The organism is Mixta hanseatica (assembly GCF_023517775.1).
GTDB lineage: Bacteria > Pseudomonadota > Gammaproteobacteria > Enterobacterales > Enterobacteriaceae > Mixta > Mixta hanseatica.
Window position 1 is genome coordinate 3,932,103 of the sequence record NZ_CP082904.1, and the last position, 23,352, is coordinate 3,955,454.

General features: G+C 55.3%; 11 protein-coding genes, 1 tRNA gene, 3 rRNA genes and 1 riboswitch. Of the genes, 5 read left to right on the plus strand and 10 right to left on the minus strand.

Annotation, left to right across the window (positions count from 1 at the left end; genetic code table 11):
* Positions 1-187: 187 nt before the first annotated feature.
* Complete coding sequence (gene pgi / locus K6958_RS18660) at positions 188-1,834, minus strand: glucose-6-phosphate isomerase (protein ID WP_249892503.1); 1,647 nt, start codon at positions 1,832-1,834, stop codon at positions 188-190.
* Between the two features lie 228 nt (positions 1,835-2,062).
* Between pgi and K6958_RS18665 the strand changes: the two genes are divergently transcribed.
* From K6958_RS18665 to panS, 3 genes are all read left to right on the plus strand, one after another.
* Positions 2,063-3,868 carry a cation:proton antiporter gene (locus tag K6958_RS18665; protein ID WP_249892504.1) on the plus strand — a complete coding sequence of 602 codons (1,806 nt, stop codon included), beginning with the start codon at positions 2,063-2,065 and terminating at the stop codon, positions 3,866-3,868.
* A 51-nt stretch (positions 3,869-3,919) separates the two neighbouring features.
* Positions 3,920-4,113, plus strand: a riboswitch (Lysine riboswitch).
* Between the two features lie 86 nt (positions 4,114-4,199).
* Positions 4,200-5,558, plus strand: coding sequence for a lysine-sensitive aspartokinase 3 (lysC, locus tag K6958_RS18670; protein ID WP_434085178.1), 1,359 nt, complete (start codon positions 4,200-4,202; stop codon positions 5,556-5,558).
* 81 nt (positions 5,559-5,639) lie between these two features.
* Complete coding sequence (panS, locus tag K6958_RS18675; protein ID WP_249892505.1) at positions 5,640-6,557, plus strand: ketopantoate/pantoate/pantothenate transporter PanS; 918 nt, start codon at positions 5,640-5,642, stop codon at positions 6,555-6,557.
* 39 nt (positions 6,558-6,596) lie between these two features.
* Here the strand turns inward: panS and K6958_RS18680 are convergent, their stop codons facing one another.
* The 7 genes from K6958_RS18680 to K6958_RS18710 all read right to left on the minus strand — a co-directional run bounded on the left by K6958_RS18680 (position 6,597) and on the right by K6958_RS18710 (position 18,815).
* On the minus strand, positions 6,597-8,222 hold the full coding sequence (locus K6958_RS18680; protein WP_249892506.1) for a Na/Pi cotransporter family protein: 1,626 nt from the start codon (positions 8,220-8,222) through the stop codon (positions 6,597-6,599).
* Positions 8,223-8,498: 276 nt separating this feature from the next.
* Positions 8,499-12,134: a methionine synthase gene (metH, locus tag K6958_RS18685; RefSeq protein WP_434085226.1), complete on the minus strand. Its 3,636-nt coding sequence runs from the start codon at positions 12,132-12,134 to the stop codon at positions 8,499-8,501.
* Between the two features lie 209 nt (positions 12,135-12,343).
* Positions 12,344-13,273, minus strand: a complete 930-nt coding sequence (gene metA / locus K6958_RS18690; RefSeq protein ID WP_249892508.1) for a homoserine O-acetyltransferase MetA — start codon at positions 13,271-13,273, stop codon at positions 12,344-12,346.
* 334 nt (positions 13,274-13,607) lie between these two features.
* Positions 13,608-13,723: ribosomal RNA gene (gene rrf / locus K6958_RS18695) — 5S ribosomal RNA — on the minus strand.
* A 91-nt stretch (positions 13,724-13,814) separates the two neighbouring features.
* Positions 13,815-16,717 (minus strand): 23S ribosomal RNA (locus K6958_RS18700).
* Between the two features lie 307 nt (positions 16,718-17,024).
* Positions 17,025-17,100 (minus strand) — tRNA-Glu (locus tag K6958_RS18705).
* 173 nt (positions 17,101-17,273) lie between these two features.
* Positions 17,274-18,815 (minus strand): 16S ribosomal RNA (locus K6958_RS18710).
* The 16S, 23S and 5S rRNA genes sit together here with 1 tRNA gene alongside, the layout of an rRNA operon.
* Before the next feature lie 579 nt (positions 18,816-19,394).
* On the opposite strand from K6958_RS18710, the gene purH reads away from it, so the two are divergent.
* Entirely contained in the window at positions 19,395-20,984 is a 1,590-nt protein-coding gene (purH, locus tag K6958_RS18715) for a bifunctional phosphoribosylaminoimidazolecarboxamide formyltransferase/IMP cyclohydrolase (protein ID WP_249892509.1), read from the plus strand.
* 18 nt (positions 20,985-21,002) lie between these two features.
* Positions 21,003-22,283 carry a phosphoribosylamine--glycine ligase gene (gene purD, locus K6958_RS18720; RefSeq protein ID WP_249892510.1) on the plus strand — a complete coding sequence of 427 codons (1,281 nt, stop codon included), beginning with the start codon at positions 21,003-21,005 and terminating at the stop codon, positions 22,281-22,283.
* 48 nt (positions 22,284-22,331) lie between these two features.
* Here purD and K6958_RS18725 read toward each other — a convergent pair whose 3' ends face one another.
* Positions 22,332-22,976, minus strand: a complete 645-nt coding sequence (locus K6958_RS18725) for a DUF1481 domain-containing protein (RefSeq protein ID WP_249892511.1) — start codon at positions 22,974-22,976, stop codon at positions 22,332-22,334.
* An 83-nt stretch (positions 22,977-23,059) separates the two neighbouring features.
* Positions 23,060-23,332 carry a nucleoid-associated protein HU-alpha gene (gene hupA / locus K6958_RS18730; protein WP_085069581.1) on the minus strand — a complete coding sequence of 91 codons (273 nt, stop codon included), beginning with the start codon at positions 23,330-23,332 and terminating at the stop codon, positions 23,060-23,062.
* Positions 23,333-23,352: the final 20 nt, after the last annotated feature.

Genomic DNA, 23,352 nt, shown 5'->3' on the forward strand with positions numbered 1-23,352 from the left:
ATCCTGCGTTAATTTTCGGCGCTAACCACCATTTTAAGAAAATGCTTAGAGCAAAATAATGAATTTTGCCACTTTCACTGGAGAAAAATTACGAACGGATCGCAAAAAATCGTCTTCTCACGCTGCAAAGGGCGCTAAATAATAAAAAAGGCGCCGCTCAGGGCGCCTTGTCGATATCAGCCAGCGATTAACGCCAGGCTTTATACAGGTTGATCAAACCATTGGTAGAGCTGTCATGGCTGTTCACTTCTTCACTGTTTTCCAGCTCAGGCAGAATACGGTTAGCCAGCTGTTTGCCCAGCTCTACGCCCCACTGATCGAAAGTGAAGATATTAAGAATAGCGCCCTGGGTGAAGATTTTGTGTTCATACAGCGCAATCAACGCGCCCAGGCTGTATGGCGTAATCTCGCGCAGCAGAATAGAGTTCGTCGGACGGTTGCCCTCAAACACTTTAAACGGCGCCACATGCTCAACGGATTTCGCATCTTTACCCGCATCAGCAAACTCTTTTTCCACCACCTCGCGTGATTTACCAAAGGCCAGCGCTTCGGTCTGCGCAAAGAAGTTAGAAAGCAGTTTCGCGTGATGATCGCCCAGCGGGTTATGGGTGATGGCCGGCGCGATAAAGTCGCACGGAACCAGCTTGGTGCCCTGATGGATCAACTGATAGAAAGCGTGCTGACCGTTGGTGCCCGGCTCGCCCCAGATAATGGGGCCAGTTTGATAAGAAACCGGATTACCGTTGCGGTCAACATACTTACCGTTGGACTCCATATTGCCCTGCTGGAAGTAAGCTGCAAAGCGATGCATATACTGGTCGTACGGCAGGATAGCTTCAGTTTCAGCGCCAAAGAAGTTGTTGTACCAGATGCCGATCAGTGCCAGCAGCACCGGCAGGTTTTGCTCCGCCGGGGTTTCCGCGAAGTGTTTATCCATCGCATGTGCGCCGCTCAGCAGCTGCTCAAAGTTATCAAAGCCGACGGAAAGGATAATAGAGAGGCCAATCGCTGACCACAGGGAGTAGCGTCCGCCTACCCAGTCCCAGAACTCAAACATATTCGCGGTATCAATACCGAACTTAGCCACCTCTTTGGCGTTGGTAGAGAGCGCGGCGAAGTGTTTCGCTACCTGCTGCTCATCACCCGCCGCCTTCAGGAACCAGTCACGCGCGCTGTGGGCGTTGGTCATGGTTTCCTGAGTAGTGAAGGTTTTGGACGCCACGAGGAACAGCGTGGTTTCCGGGCTGACTTTTTTCAGCGTTTCGGCGATATGGGTGCCGTCCACGTTAGAAACAAAGTGCATGTTCAGATGATTTTTGTAAGGGCGCAGCGCCTCGGTCACCATGTAAGGGCCAAGGTCAGAGCCGCCGATACCGATGTTCACCACATCAGTAATCGCCTTACCGGTATAGCCCTTCCACTCGCCGCTGATGATGCGCTCAGAGAAGGATTTCATCTTCTCCAGCACCGCGTTCACTTCCGGCATCACATCTTTGCCATCAACCAGGATCGGCGTATTGCTGCGGTTACGCAACGCAACGTGCAGTACCGCGCGATCTTCAGTGCGGTTGATCTTCTCGCCGGAGAACATCGATTTAATCGCACCCGCGAGGTCGGTCTCTTTTGCCAGCGCCTGTAATTTTTCCAGGGTTTCCGTGGTGATACGGTTTTTTGAGAAATCCACCAGCATCTGATCATCAAACGAGGCGGAGAATTTCGCAAAACGATCGCTCTCCTGGGCAAACAGGTCGGCAATGCGTACGTTTTTCATCTGTTCGTAATGCTGCTGCAGGGCCTGCCAGGCAGCGGTTTGCGTCGGATTGATATTTTTCATGGCAACACTCTTATGTTTTAACAACCGTAATTCTGACCGGACGTCATCTTACCTGTTGACCGTGACTCACTTTCCTTTTCCTGCAACAGGTTACGACTATTGTAGCGGTGAGCGCCCGCTGGCTTTTTCTCACCCTTTGCCCGGGACTCATTATAATTCAGGCTGCGGCGAAGATAGCCGCAAGGTATTTCAGTATGACGATTCTTACCGTTGAAAGGAAAAATTTTTATGCCGCTCTCTGCTCCATTACTGCTGGTGATCATTGGCTTCAGTTCGCTGATGGCCCAGTGGATCGCCTGGTTACTGCGGCTTCCAGCGATTTTACCGCTGTTGGTTTTCGGAATCGTACTGGGTCCGATAACGCATATCCTGACGCCTGATGCGCTGTTTGGCGACTTGCTGTTCCCCCTGGTTTCGCTTTCGGTGGCGATCATTCTTTTCGAAGGCGCGCTGACGCTGCGCGTCGATGAAATTCGCGGCCTCGGCGGCGTGGTGCGTAACCTGATCGTTATCGGGATGCCGGTTACCTTTATCATTATTAGCCTCGCCTGCTGGCTGCTGCTGCACTTTCCGCCTGAGCTGGCGGCGCTGGTCGGTGCGGTCACGGTGGTGACTGGACCGACGGTCATTGCGCCGCTGATGCGCGTAGTGCGTCCCAACGCGGCGATTAATCAGGTGCTGCGCTGGGAAGGCATTGTGATCGATCCGGTGGGCGCTATTTTTACCCTGCTGGTGTTTGAATTCATTGTGCTGCGTCAGCATGCTGAATCGTTATCGCATCTGTTCTGGACGCTGGGCGTGACGGCGGCGGTGGGCCTGAGCGTCGGCGCGCTGGCCGGCTGGCTGCTGGGTATCGCCCTTAAGCGCGTCTGGCTGCCCGGTTATCTGCAAAACTTCGGCGTACTGGCGATTGTGTTAACTACGTTCGGCGTCTCCAACGCGCTGGCCGATGAGTCGGGCCTGCTGACCGTGACCGTGATGGGCATCTGGCTGGCCAATATGCGCGACGTCGATTTGCGCGACATCATCGCCTTTAAAGAGGAGCTGTCGGCGCTGCTGATCTCCGGCCTGTTTATTATCCTTGCCGCTCGTCTGGATATCGGCGCACTGCTGTCGCTGGGCTGGCCGCTGATCGCGGTGCTGCTGGTGGTGCAGTTTATCGCCCGCCCGCTCTGTATCGCGCTCTCCACCTGGGGTTCGTCGTTGCACTGGCGCGACCGTCTGCTACTGAGCTGGATCGCGCCGCGCGGTATTGTAGCGGCGGCGGTAAGCTCGCTGTTCGCCCTGACGCTGGCGCGCAGCGGCTATGCGCAGGCCGATCGGCTGGTGACGGTGGTGTTTGCAGTGATTATCGGCACCGTGGTATTGCAGAGCCTGACCAGCGCCCCGCTGGCGCGCTGGCTGCGCGTTCAGCAGCAGCGCCCGCGCGGCGTATTGATTATCGGCGCCAACGCCGTGGCACGCGCGTTGGCGCTGGCGCTACAGCGATTGAATATCCCGGTCATGCTTACCGACAGCAGCTGGGAGTATTATCGTCAGGCCAGAATGGAAGGGATTCCCGCCTGGTATGGCAATGCCTGGTCTGAACATGCAGAGAACTACCTCGATCTTAGCGATATCGCGCAGGTGCTGGCACTGTCGCCGAACCGGCATCAGAACGCGCTGGCGGTTTACCATTTCAGCCATATTTTCGGCGCGGCGAAAGTCGCTTCCGTGCGCTCCGGATCGTCGCTGACCGGTCGTCGTGATAGCGAAAGCCCGCGCTTCCGCCGCCATGAGACACTGTTTGGCGCGGAGCAGACCTATGGCAATCTGAGCGTTCTGCTGGCCAAAGGCGCCACCATCAAGGCTACACAGCTGACAGAAAATTTTGGCTGGCAGGACTATCTGCAAACTCACCCGGGCGTTATCCCGCTGTTTGCGCTAAAAGAGAATGGACAGCTGACCCTTATGGGTAACGCGCCGCCGCCAGAGGTGCCCTGTACGCTGATTGCGTTGGTACAAGTTGAGAATTCTTCAAATGCCAATCATTGACAGCGGCGGCAGAACCCGATATTTGTAAGCGGTTACTTGCGCAGCGATGCGTAAGCCAGAAGAGGCGCGTCGCCCAGGTAGTGTGTCAGAGGAGCCGTATCCGGTGAAGACACATCAGGGGGAGCGACGCCGAGGCAATCTTTCCACGGCGGGGAGCTTGTCGGCTGCAGAGGCTGAATCCTCTGGGTTGTCACCAGGCGCGTGCGACAGTCGGACGCGCTACAAGGTGGAGCGCTTCTGGGTGCTCGTAGTTGTTCCCCTCTACGTCTGCCCCGTTTCTGCTCTTCCCTTGTGCCAAGGCTGATGGAATTGAACCTGACACGGGGTATCTATGTTGCAATCTCAATTAATCGTCGCCAAGTTTGGCGGCACCAGCGTCGCGGATTTTACCGCAATGAACCGCAGCGTCGATGTGGTGCTGGGTAACGCGAATGTCCGGCTGGTAGTGCTTTCCGCTTCCGCCGGGATCACCAATCTGTTGGTGGCGCTGGCCGAAGGCCACGAACCGTCGCAGCGCTATGCGCTGCTGGATGAAATCCGTCGTATTCAATATGCCATTGTCGATCGGCTGCAGCAGCCGGAAGTGATCCGTGAGGAGATCGACCGCATGTTGGATAATATCGCCATGTTGGCTGAGACGGCGTCGCTGGCTTCTTCAGCCGCGCTGACCGATGAGCTGGTCAGCCACGGCGAGCTGATGTCTTCTCTGCTGTTTGTGGAAATCCTGCGCGAGCGCAGCGTGGCCGCCGAGTGGTTCGACGTGCGCAAAATCATGCGCACCAACGATCGTTTCGGCCGCGCCGAGCCGGACGTGAGCGCGCTGGCGGAGTTAAGCCACCAGCAGCTGCGTCCAAGGCTGGAACAGGCGCTGGTGATCACCCAGGGCTTTATTGGCAGCGACGCGCAAGGCCGCACCACTACTCTGGGCCGTGGCGGCAGCGATTATACCGCCGCCCTGTTAGGCGAGGCGTTGCAGGCGCAGCGCATCGATATCTGGACCGACGTTCCCGGCATCTATACCACCGATCCGCGCGTCGTTCCGGCCGCGCAGCGTATCGATAAAATCACTTTTGAAGAAGCCGCTGAGATGGCGACCTTCGGCGCGAAAGTGCTGCACCCGGCGACGCTGCTGCCCGCAGTCCGCAACGATATTCCGGTATTTGTCGGTTCCAGCAAAGATCCTGCCGCTGGCGGCACGCTGGTGTGCAATGAGACGGAAAACCCGCCGCTATTCCGCGCGCTGGCGCTGCGCCGTAAGCAAACGCTGTTAACGCTGCACAGCCTGAATATGCTGCACGCGCGCGGCTTCCTCGCTGAGGTATTTGCAATTCTGGCGCGTCACCATATTTCCGTCGATCTGATTACCACCTCCGAAGTGAGTGTGGCGCTGACGCTGGATACTACCGGCTCGACCTCTACCGGCGACAGCCTGTTAACCCAGGCGTTGCTGACCGAGCTTTCGTCGCTGTGTCGGGTTGAGGTGGAGGAGAATCTGGCGCTGGTGGCGCTGATTGGCAATAAGCTGTCGCAGGCGTGCGGCGTGGGCAAAGAGGTCTTCGGCGTACTGGAGCCCTTTAACCTGCGCATGATCTGCTACGGCGCCAGCAGCTATAACCTCTGTTTCCTGGTGCCGGGCAATGATGCAGAGCAGGTAGTGCGTACTCTGCATCACAATTTGTTTAAGTGCTAATGTTTAACCCTGGCGGTGCGGGCTTAAGACAAACATTGTCTGGCGGCAATCCCCTGCCATCTTTATAAGGAAGTTTGGCTTATGCTCGCCAGAATCACCCGTTTGTTTCCGCTGTGGGCTGTTTTGCTCTCGGCGGCCGCCTATTATTCGCCCGGCACCTTTACCGGCATCGGCCCCTGGGTTTCTTATTTGCTGATGCTGATTATGTTCGGTATGGGCGTAACTTTGCATATCGATGATTTTAAACGCGTGCTGGTGCGTCCGGCGCCGGTTATCGCCGGCACCTTTTTGCACTATCTGGTTATGCCGCTGGCTGCCTGGCTGTTGGCTAAACTGTTTCAGATGCCGCCTGACCTGGCCGCAGGTATGATTCTGGTGGGCAGCGTCGCCAGCGGCACGGCCTCTAACGTTATGATCTATCTGGCGAAAGGCGATGTCGCCTTGTCGGTAACCATCTCTTCGGTTTCCGCACTGGTCGGGGTCTTTGCTACGCCGTTGCTAACGCGCTTCTATGTGGATACCCATGTTGAGGTGGATGTGGTCGGCATGTTGCTAAGCATTATTAAAATCGTGGTGATCCCTATTGGCCTCGGCCTGATTGTTCATCACAGCATGAATCGCGTGGTGAAGCGTGTCGAGCCGTGGCTGCCAGCGTTTTCTATGATCTGTATTCTGCTGATCATTAGCGCGGTGGTGGCCGGTAGCCAGGGCTTTATCGGGTCGGTTGGCCTGGTGGTGATTGCAGCGGTGGTATTGCATAACGCCATCGGACTATTAGGCGGCTACTGGGGCGGCAAACTGTTTGGCTTTGATGAGTCCACCTGCCGCACGCTGGCGCTGGAGGTCGGCATGCAGAACTCCGGGCTGGCGGCTACGCTGGGCAAGCTCTATTTCTCGCCGCTGGCGGCGCTGCCCGGCGCGCTGTTTTCCGTCTGGCACAACCTTTCCGGTTCGCTGCTGGCGGGTTACTGGTCCGGCAAGCCGGTTAACAAAAAATAAACCTGCAGACGTTTGCTAGCGATTCACGCTGGCAAACGCTTACTCCTCATCCCGCTCATCGTCCGGCTGTTCCAGCACACTGTAGGCCACCGCGCAAAATAGCGAGTTAAGCCGCTTCATATCGCCCAGCAGCCCCAAATGCAGCGAACTGGTTTCGATGCTCTGCACATTTTTTTGATGCAGACGATCCACATGCTCATGTGAAAAGCGCCGGTTCATAATGCGGAAACGGTGTTTGGCTCGGCGCAGCCGCTTCGCGCTGGCGATATCGCGCGATAAAAACACCGACAGCGCCAGCCGCAGATTATTCAGCAGCTGTTCATGCAGCTGTTCCAGCTCCCTTAAGCCCTCCGGCGAAAAAGCGCGCCGCGCGGCCAGCGACTTATCCGCCACATCACCGCTCATACGTTCGATAATATCGCCCGCCTGCTCCAGGTTAAGCGCCGTTTCAATAATTTCGGCCCAGCGGCGTGAATCAGCCTCTGGCAGATCCTCTTTCGGCATCCGCGCCAGATAGAGTTTGATCGCGGTATACAGCACATCCACGTCATCATCCAGCCGCCGCACTTCGCGCTCCTGCCTCGGTTCGCCGTGCATCACCTTATAGAAGTTCTCCATCATCATTTCCAGCACGTCGCCGATACGCAGAGTTTCACGCGCGGCATTAGCCAACGCCAGCGCCGGCGTATCCAGCGCGCTGCGATCGAGATGTTTGGGCTTCAGACGCGCATCGTTTTCCTGATCGTCACGGATCAGCCGCTGGCACAGGCGCGCCATAGGATCGGCAAAAGGCACCATCACCAGGCAGCGGATCAGGTTATAGAAAACATGGAAGAAGATAACCAGCTCTTCATCAGGCACCGGCAATGTATCCAGCCACGGCGACAGTACATGGATAAAAGGCAGCACCAGCACGCAGCCAATCGCCTTAAACAGCAGGCTGCCGAGCGCCACCCGTTTGCCGGCGGCGTTAGAGCCGCTGTTGTTCAGCATCGCCAGTAGCCCGCTGCCGAGGTTGGCGCCGATAACCAGGCAAAGGGCGACCTGAAACGAGATCACGCCAGCGGCCGTCAGCGTGGCGGTGAGCAGTACCGCCGCCAGGCTGGAATAACTGATAATGGCGAACACCGCGCCGATGAGCGCATCCAGCATAATATCGCCGGTCAGCGAAGAGAAGATGACCTGCACGCCTGAAGCCTGAGTGATCGGTTTGGCCGCCTCAACCACCAGCTGCAGCGCCAGCAAAATTAAGCCGAGACCGATACTGGCGCGTCCCAGCTGCCCTGCCCGCGTCTGTTTACGGCCGAGGAAAAAAACCACGCCGAAAAAGATAAACAGCGGCGACAGCCAGGAGAGGTCGAAGGTCAGCACGCGCGCCATAATCGCCGTACCGACATCGGCACCAAGAATGATCACCAGCGCCGGCGTCAGGCCAACCAGATTTTGCGCCACAAACGAGGTCACCAGTAACGTGGTGGCATTGCTGCTCTGCACCAGCGCCGTGACGCCGATACCGGCCATAAAAGCCATCGGTTTCTTTTCTACGCTACGGCTGAGCACGCGCCGCAAATCGGCGCCATAAACGCGCATAATACCGGTGCGCACAATATGGGTTCCCCATACCAGCAGCGCCACCGCAGAAAGTAAATTAAGCAGGGTTAACACGACTATCAAACTCCTTCATGCCAGACGACAACAGCATTTACATCCCGCCCGGCGGGGAATGCAGCAAATGAAAAAACGCTTCTCTTTACACGCTCCGCAGGATCCTGTTTTTAAGTGGTTTTTCAGGTAGGTTAACGCGGGGATGATTCTATTAAATGTAGACTACCCGAGGCGGGCGAGAGGGAAAGTTAGTGACCGCGGTGCCAGGGCAACGGCGCGCAGGTGGGACAACGCCACAGCACGGCGCCGACCCTTTCCGGGCCAGCGCCAGGGAGATTAATCGGCATCGTAGCCGAGATGAGGCGCCAGCCAGCGTTCCACCTCGCTTACCGTCATTCCTTTACGCGCCGCGTAGTCCTCGATTTGATCGCGCTGCAGCTGCGCCACGGCGAAGTAACGGCTGTCAGGATGGCTAAAGTACCAGCCGGAAACCGACGCGCCAGGCCACATGGCAAAGGATTCGGTCAGCTTCATTCCGGTATGGCGTTCTACGTCCAGCAGTTGCCAGATAGTGGCCTTTTCAGTATGTTCCGGACAGGCCGGATAACCCGGCGCAGGACGGATGCCCTGATAATTTTCACGAATAAGCTCCTCATTGCTGAGGTTCTCATTGGCTGCATAGCCCCAAATGACCTTACGTACCCGCTCGTGCAGGTATTCGGCAAAGGCTTCCGCCAGTCGATCGGCCAGCGCTTTGACCATAATTTTATTGTAATCATCATGCTGACGGTCCCAGGCGTCGGCCAGCGCATCCTCCTCCAGCCCGCCAGTGACGGCAAAAGCGCCGAGGTAATCCGCTTTTCCGCTCGCCTTCGGCGCCACAAAATCCGCCAGGCAGTAGTTTGCAAAACCCACCTTTTCCGTTTGCTGGCGTAAATGATGACTCACGGCAATGACCTGCGAGCGTGATTCGTCCTGGTAGATTTCAATATCATCGCCAACGCGGTTTGCCGGAAAGAGGCCAACTACGCCGCGCGGCGTCAGGCTGCCTTCAGCGCTTAGCCGATCGAGCATAGCATTCGCATCGGCAAACAGGCGCTGCGCCTCTTCGCCCACCACGTCGTCCTCAAGGATGCGCGGATATTTACCCGCCAGTGACCAGGTCATAAAGAACGGCGTCCAGTCAATATAGTGACGCAGAGTCTCAATCGAGGCCTTTACTTCACTGACACCTAACCGGTGAGCCGTGGGCGGCGTGTATTGCGCCCAGTCAAAAGCAAAATCATTTTCACGCGCGGCCTGCAGCGTGACCGGCGGGGTGCGCGGCTTTTTGCGCCCGTGCTGAATGCGCACTGTTTCATACTCTTTGCGCGTACGGGCGACAAAATTATCGTGTTGCTCAGGTGACAGCAGCGCGGAGACCACACCAACGGTACGCGAGGCGTTCTGTACGTAAACCGTGGGGCCGCTGTAGTTCTGCTCAATTTTCACTGCGGTATGCGCTTTAGAGGTGGTCGCGCCGCCAATCAACAACGGCAGAGTAAAGCCCTGACGCTCCATCTCTTTCGCCACGTTGACCATTTCATCCAACGAAGGCGTAATCAGCCCTGACAGGCCGATAATATCAGCCCGCTCTTCACGCGCGGTTTTAAGGATTTTCTCCGTCGGCACCATCACGCCAAGATCGATAATTTCATAGTTATTGCACTGCAGCACCACGCCAACGATATTTTTGCCGATGTCATGAACATCGCCTTTTACCGTGGCCAGCACGATTTTGCCGTTAGTGCTGCCCACCGCTTTGCTGGCCTGAATGTAAGGTTCCAGCCAGGCGACCGCCTGCTTCATTACGCGTGCTGATTTAACCACCTGCGGCAGGAACATCTTTCCTTCGCCAAACAGATCGCCGACTACGTTCATCCCAGCCATCAACGGCCCTTCAATCACTTCAATAGGACGATCGGCCTGTAGACGCGCCTCTTCGGTATCTTCTTCGATAAATTCAGTAATGCCTTTAACCAGCGAATATTCCAGCCGCTTCGCCACGTCCCAGCTACGCCATTCCGCCTGCGGTTTGGTGCTGTCATCCTCCGCCTTGCTGCCGCGATATTTTTCCGCCAGCTCCAGCAGACGCTCGGTACCATCGTCGCGGCGGTTTAAAATCACATCCTCTACCGCATCACGCAATTCAGCGGGCAGATCGTCATAAATCGCCAGCTGACCGGCGTTAACAATCCCCATATCCATGCCGTTACGGATCGCGTAATAGAGGAATACTGCATGAATCGCTTCACGGACCGGATCGTTACCGCGAAAAGAGAAAGAGACATTAGAAACGCCGCCGGAAATCAGCGCGTAAGGTAACTCACGCTTGATATCTTCGCAGGCACCGATAAAGTCCATCGCATAGTTGTTGTGCTCGTCGATCCCGGTCGCGACGGCGAATATGTTGGGATCAAAAATAATATCTTCCGGCGGGAAACCGACCTCTTCCGTCAGAATGCGATAAGCGCGCCGACAGATCTCGATTTTACGCGCCCGCGTATCTGCCTGCCCAATCTCATCAAAGGCCATCACCACCATCGCCGCGCCATAACGGCGTACCAGTCGCGCATGGTGGATAAACGCTTCCACGCCCTCTTTCATCGATACAGAGTTAACGATGCCTTTGCCCTGAATGCACTGCAGCCCCTTTTCAATCACCTCCCATTTTGAGGAGTCGATCATGATCGGTACGCGCGCAATATCGGGTTCACCAGCAATCAGGTTAAGAAAACGCACCATCGCCGCTTCCGCGTCGAGCATGCCTTCATCCATATTGATATCAATGATTTGCGCACCGCTCTCTACCTGCTGACGCGCGACATCCAGCGCTTCGCTGTATTTCTCTTCTTTGATGAGCCGCTTAAATTTTGCTGAGCCGGTAACATTGGTTCGTTCACCAACGTTAACAAACAGCGAATCCGCGCCAATATTTAACGGCTCCAGCCCGGAGAGACGACAGGCAACTGGCACCTCCGGCAGCTTGCGCGGCGCAACGCCGTCGATCGCCTGCGCCATTGCGGCGATATGCGCCGGCGTGGTTCCGCAGCAGCCGCCAACGATATTTAAAAACCCGGCGTGCGCCCACTCGGCAATCTGCTCTGCCATTATCTGCGCATCCAAATCGTATTCGCCGAAGGCGTTAGGCAGACCGGCATTGGGATGAGCAGTGACGTAACATTCGGCAAGGCGCGACATTTCCGCCACGTACTGACGCAGCTCATCTGGCCCCAGCGCGCAGTTCAGACCAAAGGAGAGCGGCTCGGCATGGCGCAGCGAGTTATAAAACGCTTCGGTTGTTTGACCCGAAAGGGTTCGGCCCGAGGCATCGGTAATGGTACCGGAGAGCATCAGCGGCAGCGAAACGCCCAGCGCTTCAAACTCGCTTTGAATAGCGAATACGGCGGCTTTTGCGTTCAACGTGTCGAAAATGGTTTCGATCATGATGATATCCACGCCGCCTTCGATCAGCGCGCGCGTCGATTCACGATAAGCCGTGACCAGCTCATTAAAGGTGACGTTGCGGTAAGCAGGATCGTTAACATCGGGCGAAATCGAGCAGGTCCGGTTAGTCGGCCCCAGTACTCCGGCAACATAGCGCGGGCGCTGTGGCGTTTTCACACTCCATTCATCAGCGCAGGCGCGAGCCAGACGGGCCGCTTCATAGTTAATCTCTGCCGACAACGATTCCATGTGGTAATCCGCCATCGCAATGGTGGTGGCATTGAATGTGTTGGTTTCCAGAATGTCGGCGCCCGCTTCCAGATAGGCGTTGTGGATGGCGCGAATAATTTCCGGCTGCGTCAGCACCAACAGATCGTTGTTGCCTTTCAGATCGCTGGTCCACCTGGCGAAGCGCTCGCCCCGGTAATCCTGTTCTTCCAGTCGATAGCTCTGGATCATGGTGCCCATACCGCCGTCCAACACCATGATACGTTGCGCCAGCTGTTGATGCAGTGCGTCGATTCTGTCAGTCACTCTTGCGTCACCCATTTCGATTATAATTAGCCCCGTCTGTGGCTCAGTCTGGCATATTTTTTGTACGGCTCAAAGCCGCCTCTGGAGCGGAACCAGGTTCCAGAGCTCGCCTTTTTAATAACCGGAAGCGGCCTTTAACCTGCTGGAGTTATGCCGGGATGTTATTCCAACGTTGGATTCATATGACGTAAGTCGTAAGGCGTTATTTGGTAAACGTAATAGTTGAGCCAGTTGGAAAACAGCAGATTGCCATGACTGCGCCAGCTGGCGCGCGGCGTGAGTGCCGGATTGTCCTGCGGAAAGTAGTTGTGAGGGATAACCGGGTGTAACCCCGCTTCGCTATCGCGCTGGAATTCCCCTGCCAGCGTTAGCGCATCATATTCAGGGTGGCCGGTAACAAAAGCCAACCGCTTATCTTTGCTACCCAGCAGGTAAGGCCCGGCCAGTTCAGACTCCGCAAAGATCTCCAGATCGGTATAGTCGCGGATCAGCTGAGCAGGGAAGTCTGCATAGCGTGAGTGCGGCGCAAGGAACGTATCGTCGAATCCGCGCGTTAACAAAGCGTGCGGATGCAGGGTTTGGTGTTCATATACGCCTGACAGCTTAGTGGAGCGCGTCTGTTTCGGAATACCATATAAAATATTAAGCGCCGCCTGCACTGCCCAGCAGACGAACAGGGTTGAGGTGACATGCTCTTTCGCCCAGTGCAGTACGCGCTGTATCTGCGGCCAGTAAGCTACATCATTAAAATCGACCAGACCCAGCGGCGCGCCGGTAACAATCAGACCATCGTAGTTATCATGCTCAATATCTTCAAAGTTGCAGTAAAAATTATTGAGGTGCTCCATCGGCGTGTTGCGTGATTCACGGCTATCAATGCGTAACAGTTGAATGTCTATCTGCAGTGGAGAGTTAGAAAGCAGACGTAAAAACTGGTTTTCCGTCTCGATCTTCTTTGGCATCAGATTTAATACCAGCACTTTCAACGGTCGGATTTCCTGAACGCTGGCGCGAGAATGGGTCATAACAAAGACATTCTCCTGGCGTAAACAGTTTACGGCTGGTAATTCATCGGGTACCCGAATTGGCATAGCCTCTATTCCTCACTACATACGTTTATACGTTTAGACATCCAGATGCCCGAAGATAGCTTGCCAGAGACCGAATGTCGAGGCTTCAACCAGTAATTGAAAATGTTTCATTCAGGAAAGTAAAAAGGCTATGAGAAGGAGTAAAAACCGTAGAAAAGGTTATAAAGCAAAGAGGAGCTTGCAGCTTAAAAGGCGGGTAATCAAAGATAAAGCCTCAGGGAGAGGCGGCTGTCTGCAGAATACAGCGCACCGGGGATAAAAAAACACCGGTTTTCTGCCGGTTGCAGATACGAAAAAGCCCCAGCTTTCGCTGAGGCTCTGTCGTTGTTTTGATGCCTGGCAGTTCCCTACTCTCGCATGGGGAAGCCCCACACTACCATCGGCGCTACGGCGTTTCACTTCTGAGTTCGGCATGGGGTCAGGTGGGACCACCGCGCTCTTGCCGCCAGGCAAATCTGTTTCCGTCCGCCGCCCTCACGGCCGCGCACGTTTATCCGTCAACAAGCCAAAATCTCTCAACTCAAAACGCCTGTGGCGTTGTAAGGTTAAGCCTCACGGGTCATTAGTACCGGTTAGCTCAACGCATCGCTGCGCTTACACACCCGGCCTATCAACGTCGTCGTCTTCAACGTCCCTTCAGGGGGCTCAGGGTCCCAGGGAAGACTCATCTCGAGGCAAGTTTCGTGCTTAGATGCTTTCAGCACTTATCTCTTCCGCACTTAGCTACCGGGCAGTGCCATTGGCATGACAACCCGAACACCAGCGGTGCGTTCACTCCGGTCCTCTCGTACTAGGAGCAACCCCTCTCAGTCTTCCAGCGCCCACGGCAGATAGGGACCGAACTGTCTCACGACGTTCTAAACCCAGCTCGCGTACCACTTTAAATGGCGAACAGCCATACCCTTGGGACCTACTTCAGCCCCAGGATGTGATGAGCCGACATCGAGGTGCCAAACACCGCCGTCGATATGAACTCTTGGGCGGTATCAGCCTGTTATCCCCGGAGTACCTTTTATCCGTTGAGCGATGGCCCTTCCATTCAGAACCACCGGATCACTATGACCTGCTTTCGCACCTGCTCGAACCGTCACTCTCGCAGTCAAGCCAGCTTATGCCATTGCACTAACCTCACGATGTCCGACCGTGATTAGCTGACCTTCGTACTCCTCCGTTACACTTTGGGAGGAGACCGCCCCAGTCAAACTACCCACCAGACACTGTCCCCACGCCGGTTCACGGCGCCAGGTTAGAACATCAAACATTAAAGGGTGGTATTTCAAGGATGGCTCCGTGCGAACTGGCGTCCGCACTTCACAGCCTCCCACCTATCCTGCACATCAAGGCTCAATGTTCAGTGTCAAGCTGTAGTAAAGGTTCACGGGGTCTTTCCGTCTTGCCGCGGGTACACTGCATCTTCACAGCGAGTTCAATTTCACTGAGTCTCGGGTGGAGACAGCCTGGCCATCATTACGCCATTCGTGCAGGTCGGAACTTACCCGACAAGGAATTTCGCTACCTTAGGACCGTTATAGTTACGGCCGCCGTTTACCGGGGCTTCGATCAGGAGCTTCTCTTGCGATAACCCCATCAATTAACCTTCCGGCACCGGGCAGGCGTCACACCGTATACGTCCACTTTCGTGTTTGCACAGTGCTGTGTTTTTAATAAACAGTTGCAGCCAGCTGGTATCTTCGACTGGCTTCGGCTCGGGGAGCAAGTCCCTCCACCTACATGCCAGCGTGCCTTCTCCCGAAGTTACGGCACCATTTTGCCTAGTTCCTTCACCCGAGTTCTCTCAAGCGCCTTGGTATTCTCTACCTGACCACCTGTGTCGGTTTGGGGTACGATTCGTTGTTACCTGATGCTTAGAGGCTTTTCCTGGAAGCAGGGCATTTGTTGCTTCAGCACCGTGGTGCCTCGTCGTCACGCCTCAGCCTTGACCCTCCGGATTTGCCTGGAAAGTCAGCCTACACGCTTAAACCGGGACAACCGTCGCCCGGCCAACATAGCCTTCTCCGTCCCCCCTTCGCAGTAACACCGAGTACGGGAATATTAACCCGTTTCCCATCGACTACGCCTTTCGGCCTCGCCTTAGGGGTCGACTCACCCTGCCCCGATTAACGTTGGACAGGAACCCTTGGTCTTCCGGCGAGCGGGCTTTTCACCCGCTTTATCGTTACTTATGTCAGCATTCGCACTTCTGATACCTCCAGCATGCCTCACAGCACACCTTCGACGGCTTACAGAACGCTCCCCTACCCAACAACACACAGTGTCGCTGCCGCAGCTTCGGTGCATGGTTTAGCCCCGTTACATCTTCCGCGCAGGCCGACTCGACCAGTGAGCTATTACGCTTTCTTTAAATGATGGCTGCTTCTAAGCCAACATCCTGGCTGTCTGGGCCTTCCCACATCGTTTCCCACTTAACCATGACTTTGGGACCTTAGCTGGCGGTCTGGGTTGTTTCCCTCTTCACGACGGACGTTAGCACCCGCCGTGTGTCTCCCGTGATAACATTCTCCGGTATTCGCAGTTTGCATCGGGTTGGTAAGCCGGGATGGCCCCCTAGCCGAAACAGTGCTCTACCCCCGGAGATGAATTCACGAGGCGCTACCTAAATAGCTTTCGGGGAGAACCAGCTATCTCCCGGTTTGATTGGCCTTTCACCCCCAGCCACAGGTCATCCGCTAATTTTTCAACATTAGTCGGTTCGGTCCTCCAGTTAGTGTTACCCAACCTTCAACCTGCCCATGGCTAGATCACCGGGTTTCGGGTCTATACCCTGCAACTTAGCGCCCGGTTAAGACTCGGTTTCCCTGCGGCTCCCCTATACGGTTAACCTTGCTACAGAATATAAGTCGCTGACCCATTATACAAAAGGTACGCAGTCACCCCATAAAGAGGCTCCCACTGCTTGTACGTACACGGTTTCAGGTTCTTTTTCACTCCCCTCGCCGGGGTTCTTTTCGCCTTTCCCTCACGGTACTGGTTCACTATCGGTCAGTCAGGAGTATTTAGCCTTGGAGGATGGTCCCCCCATATTCAGACAGGATACCACGTGTCCCGCCCTACTCATCGAGCTCACAGCACATGCATCTTCGTGTACGGGACTGTCACCCTGTACCGTGCGCCTTTCCAGACGCTTCCACTGACACACATGCTGATTCAGGCTCTGGGCTGTTCCCCGTTCGCTCGCCGCTACTCAGGGAATCTCGGTTGATTTCTTTTCCTCGGGGTACTTAGATGTTTCAGTTCCCCCGGTTCGCCTCATGTCACTATGTATTCATGACATGATAGTGCAACGGATTGCACTGGGTTTCCCCATTCGGGTATCGCCGGTTGATAGCGGTTCATATCACCTTACCGGCGCTTATCGCAGATTAGCACGCCCTTCATCGCCTCTGACTGCCAGGGCATCCACCGTGTACGCTTATTCGCTTAACCTCACAACCCACAGACGTCTCGTGACGGCTGCGCATCACGTCAGCTTCGTTGTGCAGTGCTCGCCATGCTCATGGACAATAAGTCCACTCCGCCTGCTGCGCGCTGTACGCCTTGCTGTCGTTTTGCTCGCTCGTCCCGGTGTACTGATTCGGGATGTAAGTATTGAGAGAATCGTGAACAACATAACGTTGTTCCGTTTTCAATTTTCAGCTTGTTTCCGGATTGTTAAAGAGCAATATCTTAAAGCCGACTTCTCAGTCAGTTTTAAGATATTTTGGCAGGTGACTTTCACTCACAGACCAGCAAGTGGCGTCCCCTAGGGGATTCGAACCCCTGTTACCGCCGTGAAAGGGCGGTGTCCTGGGCCTCTAGACGAAGGGGACACGAAATTTGCTGTGCGAATCACCGATTCGCTAATTTCGTGTAAGGGCGAGATTTTCTTAAGAAAATCGAGCGACAATATCTTTTGTCACTGTACCCCCTACGCGTAAACGCCTTGCTCGTTACTTCTATCAGACAATCTGTGTGAGCACTTCACGGGCGGGATTCAGCATGGTAAGGAGGTGATCCAACCGCAGGTTCCCCTACGGTTACCTTGTTACGACTTCACCCCAGTCATGAATCACAAAGTGGTAAGCGCCCTCCCGAAGGTTAAGCTACCTACTTCTTTTGCAACCCACTCCCATGGTGTGACGGGCGGTGTGTACAAGGCCCGGGAACGTATTCACCGTGGCATTCTGATCCACGATTACTAGCGATTCCGACTTCACGGAGTCGAGTTGCAGACTCCGATCCGGACTACGACGCACTTTATGAGGTCCGCTTGCTCTCGCGAGGTCGCTTCTCTTTGTATGCGCCATTGTAGCACGTGTGTAGCCCTGGCCGTAAGGGCCATGATGACTTGACGTCATCCCCACCTTCCTCCGGTTTATCACCGGCAGTCTCCTTTGAGTTCCCGGCCGAACCGCTGGCAACAAAGGATAAGGGTTGCGCTCGTTGCGGGACTTAACCCAACATTTCACAACACGAGCTGACGACAGCCATGCAGCACCTGTCTCACGGTTCCCGAAGGCACTTCCGCATCTCTGCAGAATTCCGTGGATGTCAAGGCCAGGTAAGGTTCTTCGCGTTGCATCGAATTAAACCACATGCTCCACCGCTTGTGCGGGCCCCCGTCAATTCATTTGAGTTTTAACCTTGCGGCCGTACTCCCCAGGCGGTCGACTTAACGCGTTAGCTCCGGAAGCCACGAGTCAAGCTCACAGCCTCCAAGTCGACATCGTTTACGGCGTGGACTACCAGGGTATCTAATCCTGTTTGCTCCCCACGCTTTCGCACCTGAGCGTCAGTCTTCGTCCAGGGGGCCGCCTTCGCCACCGGTATTCCTCCAGATCTCTACGCATTTCACCGCTACACCTGGAATTCTACCCCCCTCTACGAGACTCTAGCCTGCCAGTTTCGAATGCAGTTCCCGGGTTGAGCCCGGGGATTTCACATCCGACTTGACAGACCGCCTGCGTGCGCTTTACGCCCAGTAATTCCGATTAACGCTTGCACCCTCCGTATTACCGCGGCTGCTGGCACGGAGTTAGCCGGTGCTTCTTCTGCGGGTAACGTCAATGAATAAGGTTATTAACCTCACTCCCTTCCTCCCCGCTGAAAGTACTTTACAACCCGAAGGCCTTCTTCATACACGCGGCATGGCTGCATCAGGCTTGCGCCCATTGTGCAATATTCCCCACTGCTGCCTCCCGTAGGAGTCTGGACCGTGTCTCAGTTCCAGTGTGGCTGGTCATCCTCTCAGACCAGCTAGGGATCGTCGCCTAGGTGAGCCGTTACCCCACCTACTAGCTAATCCCATCTGGGTTCATCCGATGGTGTGAGGCCCGAAGGTCCCCCACTTTGGTCTTGCGACGTTATGCGGTATTAGCCACCGTTTCCAGTGGTTATCCCCCTCCATCGGGCAGATCCCCAGACATTACTCACCCGTCCGCCACTCGTCAGCAGAGCAGCAAGCTGCTCTCTGTTACCGTTCGACTTGCATGTGTTAGGCCTGCCGCCAGCGTTCAATCTGAGCCATGATCAAACTCTTCAATTAAAAGTCTGATGCTCGAGAAAAACGTCGTAATGAATTACGTGTTCACTCTGAGACTTGATACTGCAATTATTTTTGCGATATCCCGTCCGTGAGTGCCCACACAGATTGTCTGATAAATTGTTAAAGAGCGGTGCGACCGGCGTTTCGTGCCGTTGTCGCGAGGTGGCGTATATTACGCTTTCCTCTTTCAGAGTCAACCCCTTTTTCAGAAGTTTTTCTCCGGCGATTCAGACTTCGCTGAACCGCTCAACACCGCGTGGCGTAAGCCGTTGTGCCGTGTCGATGGAGGCGCATTATAGGGAGTTCTCGGCGGCCTGCAACCGCTAAATTGCAAAAAAATGACTGTTTGCTGCAATCCCCAGCAAAACCGCTATTTATACGCAGTTATCCACAGAATTATGCACCTGCCGCCGGGATTCTAATTTAGGCGAGCATCACGCAAACGTTTTCGCTACAATGCCAGCCGACGTTAATAATGCCCCTGATGGGGCGTTACCTGAAGCTTACCTTTATAGAAGGCCTGTTAAGCTTGATGTAACGCTCTTTACTTGCGAACTAAAGCCAAGGGATAAAACCACCATGCAACAACGTCGTCCTGTACGCCGCGCTCTGCTCAGCGTGTCTGATAAAGCCGGTATCGTCGAATTCGCTCAGGCTCTTTCCCAAAGAGGCGTTGAGCTACTCTCCACTGGCGGCACGGCTCGCCTGCTGGCTGATGCTGGCCTGCCGGTAACAGAAGTCTCTGATTACACCGGCTTCCCGGAAATGATGGATGGACGCGTTAAAACTTTGCATCCGAAGGTACACGGCGGCATTCTCGGACGTCGCGGTCAGGATGATGAGATCATGAGCCAGCATCACATCGATCCGATCGATATGGTTGTCGTTAACCTTTATCCCTTTGCTCAGACCGTCGCGCGCGAAGGCTGCACACTGGAAGACGCGGTAGAAAATATAGATATTGGCGGGCCGACCATGGTGCGCTCGGCAGCGAAGAACCATAAAGACGTGGCGATTGTGGTTAAGAGCAGCGATTATCAGGCGATCATTGCCGAGCTGGACGCTAACGATAACGCCCTCTCCTTTGATACCCGCTTCGATCTCGCAATCAAAGCATTTGAACATACCGCTGCCTATGACAGCATGATCGCTAACTACTTCGGCAGCCTGGTGCCGGCCTATCATGGCGAGACCAATACGCCTTCAGGCCGTTTCCCGCGCACCTTAAATCTGAACTTCATTAAAAAGCAGGATATGCGCTACGGCGAAAACAGCCACCAGCAGGCTGCTTTCTATATTGAAGAAGAGATTAAAGAGGCGTCCGTCGCCACGGCCCGCCAGCTACAGGGCAAAGCGCTCTCTTATAATAATATTGCCGATACTGATGCCGCGCTGGAGTGCGTAAAAGAATTCAACGAGCCCGCCTGCGTGATCGTTAAGCATGCCAACCCTTGCGGCGTGGCGGTCGGCAGTTCTCTGCTGGACGCCTACGAGCGCGCCTTTAAAACCGACCCTACCTCAGCCTTTGGCGGCATTATCGCTTTTAACCGCGAGCTGGACGAAGCCACCGCGCAGGCGATCATTAGCCGACAGTTCGTTGAAGTGATCATTGCGCCATCCGCCAGCGACGCCGCCCTGCAGATCACTGCGGCAAAACAGAACGTTCGCGTCCTGACCTGCGGCGATTGGCAGCAGCGCATCGGCGGTTTAGATTTCAAACGCGTTAATGGCGGCCTGCTGGTACAGGATCGCGATTTAGGCATGGTCGACCGCAGCCAGCTGCGCGTGGTGTCGAAGCGCCAGCCTACCGAGCAGGAGCTGCGTGATGCGCTGTTCTGTTGGAAAGTCGCCAAGTTCGTGAAATCCAATGCCATCGTTTATGCGCGCGATAATATGACCATCGGCATTGGCGCCGGTCAGATGAGCCGTGTCTACTCCGCTAAAATCGCCGGTATCAAAGCGGGTGATGAAGGGCTAGAGGTAAAAGGTTCGGCGATGGCTTCCGATGCGTTTTTCCCGTTCCGTGATGGCATTGATGCCGCGGCCGCCGTTGGCGTCAGCTGCGTGATTCAGCCGGGCGGTTCCATTCGCGATGATGAAGTGATTGCCGCCGCAGACGAGCATGGCATTGCGATGATCTTTACCGATATGCGTCATTTCCGTCATTAATCGCCTGGAGAGTCAAAGATGAACATTTTAATCATTGGTAACGGCGGCCGCGAACATGCGCTGGCATGGAAAGCGGCCCAGTCTCCCCTGGCGGACCGCGTTTTTGTCGCGCCGGGCAATGCCGGCACCGCGCTGGAGCCTGCGCTGCAAAACGTGAATATCGCAGCTAGCGATATTCCGGCGCTGCTGGCCTTCGCGCAGAGCGAAAAAATCGATCTTACTATCGTCGGTCCTGAAGCACCGCTGGTAAAAGGTGTGGTTGACGCTTTCCGTAAAGCGGGCCTGAAAATCTTTGGCCCCAGCAAAGCGGCCGCACAGCTGGAAGGCTCGAAGGCTTTTACCAAAGACTTCCTGGCGCGCCATCGGATCCCCACGGCGGAATATCACAACTTTACCGACGTTGAGCTGGCGCTGCAGTATGTGCATGCCAAAGGCGCGCCAATCGTGATTAAAGCGGACGGGCTGGCGGCCGGTAAAGGCGTTATCGTCGCCATGACGCTGGCAGAAGCCGAAGCCGCAGTACGGGATATGCTGGCGGGCAATGCCTTTGGCGATGCCGGACACCGTATCGTTGTGGAAGAGTTTCTTGATGGCGAAGAAGCCAGCTTTATCGTGATGGTGGATGGCGAGCATGTCTTGCCGATGGCGACCAGCCAGGATCATAAACGCGTAGGCGATGGCGATACCGGCCCGAATACCGGTGGTATGGGCGCTTATTCCCCTGCCCCGGTGGTAACTGCGGAAATCCACCAGCGCGTTATGGATGAGGTTATCTGGCCAACGGTGCGTGGCATGGCGGCCGAAGGCAATATCTATACCGGTTTCCTGTATGCCGGGTTGATGATTGGCCAGGATGGTCAGCCAAAAGTGATCGAATTTAACTGTCGCTTTGGCGATCCGGAAACGCAGCCGATCATGCTACGTCTGCAGTCAGACCTGGTTGAGCTCTGTCTGGCGGCCTGCGAAGGCAAGTTGGATGAAAAAGAGTCGCAGTGGGATGAGCGGCCGGCATTAGGCGTGGTGTTGGCGGCTGGCGGCTACCCTGGCGACTATCGCACCGGCGATGTGATTCATGGCCTGCCGCTGGAAGAGGTCGCAGATGGTAAAATCTTCCATGCCGGCACCCGTCTGGAGGATGACCTGGTGATGACGAACGGCGGACGCGTACTTTGCGTAACGGCGCTGGGCGCCGATGTCGCTGCGGCACAGCGCCGCGCCTATGAACTGGCGACGCCGGTTTCCTGGGAGGGTAGCTTCTGCCGTCGTGATATCGGCTATCGCGCTATCGGACGCAAATAATCTCCGTAGCGGTTCCGCCCTTCCGGCGGGACCGTTTCTCACGCTACGTTACAAATCCGCTTCCTGCGGCGCCCACTGACAATCATCTTCCGTTGAAACAGCCAGTAGCTGGGTGCCCGCCGGCGCTTCCAGCCAGGCGACGCTAACCGCCGATCCCGCCTGATGCTGGAGTTGTTCTACTCTTTGCCACTCACTTTCATCCAGCGCCGGTTTGATCTGCTCGCCCTGACAAGTCTGCAGTTTGTCGCTGCCCTGCCAGCGCCCCTGTTTCAGCAGTACGCGCCCGGCCAGCAGCGCATCGCTGATTTTTAACATGCGCTGCGCATCAAACTTATACAGTTCAATCGTGTCCTCGCTGACCGCCTCACGTTGTCCCGCCAGCTGCCGTTGCATAAAGCTCAGGCTGCCATCGCCGTCAAAACGCAACGTCACATCATCCGGCTGCGCGTCCTTAAGGTGGCGCTCGATACTGGTAAGATTGCCATCCTGCCAGCTATAACGCGTAAAGACGGCCGCGCCCTCCTGAAACGGCTTAAACACCGTCAGCATATGCACGCTGTGCTGATGATTCTTACGCCAGATGCGTACTACGCCGCGATCGGCCAGATAGCCGCTGGCGGTAAAATCAGGCAGCGACGGCTGTGAACTACATCCTGCCAGCAGTAACGTCAGAAGTACGGCCAGGCGCTTCATGATGCTCCGTGATTACAAGACGATACAAAAACAAAAGGGCGACAATAATTGCCGCCCTCGTTAAACCTTTCACTGCAACGCGATTACTTAACGGCGTCTTTCAGTGCTTTACCAGATACGAATGCCGGTACGTTAGCAGCAGCAATTTTGATTTCATTGCCTGTCTGCGGGTTGCGGCCAGTGCGCTCAGCACGGTGGTTAACTTTAAAAGTACCAAAACCAACCAGTTGTACAGCATCACCATCTTTCAGAGACTCGGTAATTGCAGCCAGGGTGGATTCCAGCGCAGCTTTAGCCTGGGACTTGGAGAGATCCGCTTTCTCTGCAATTACATCAATCAGTTGAGTCTTGTTCATAAGTTATCCTTACAGTGTAT

Coding starts and splice junctions, on each gene's coding strand:
- pgi (WP_249892503.1), bottom strand. CDS start 1,834: ATGAAAAATATCAATCCGACGCAAACCGCTGCCTGGCAGGCCCTGCAG.
- K6958_RS18665 (WP_249892504.1), top strand. CDS start 2,063: ATGCCGCTCTCTGCTCCATTACTGCTGGTGATCATTGGCTTCAGTTCG.
- lysC (WP_434085178.1), top strand. CDS start 4,200: ATGTTGCAATCTCAATTAATCGTCGCCAAGTTTGGCGGCACCAGCGTC.
- panS (WP_249892505.1), top strand. CDS start 5,640: ATGCTCGCCAGAATCACCCGTTTGTTTCCGCTGTGGGCTGTTTTGCTC.
- metH (WP_434085226.1), bottom strand. CDS start 12,134: ATGGTGTTGGACGGCGGTATGGGCACCATGATCCAGAGCTATCGACTG.
- metA (WP_249892508.1), bottom strand. CDS start 13,273: ATGCCAATTCGGGTACCCGATGAATTACCAGCCGTAAACTGTTTACGC.
- purH (WP_249892509.1), top strand. CDS start 19,395: ATGCAACAACGTCGTCCTGTACGCCGCGCTCTGCTCAGCGTGTCTGAT.
- purD (WP_249892510.1), top strand. CDS start 21,003: ATGAACATTTTAATCATTGGTAACGGCGGCCGCGAACATGCGCTGGCA.
- K6958_RS18725 (WP_249892511.1), bottom strand. CDS start 22,976: ATGAAGCGCCTGGCCGTACTTCTGACGTTACTGCTGGCAGGATGTAGT.
- hupA (WP_085069581.1), bottom strand. CDS start 23,332: ATGAACAAGACTCAACTGATTGATGTAATTGCAGAGAAAGCGGATCTC.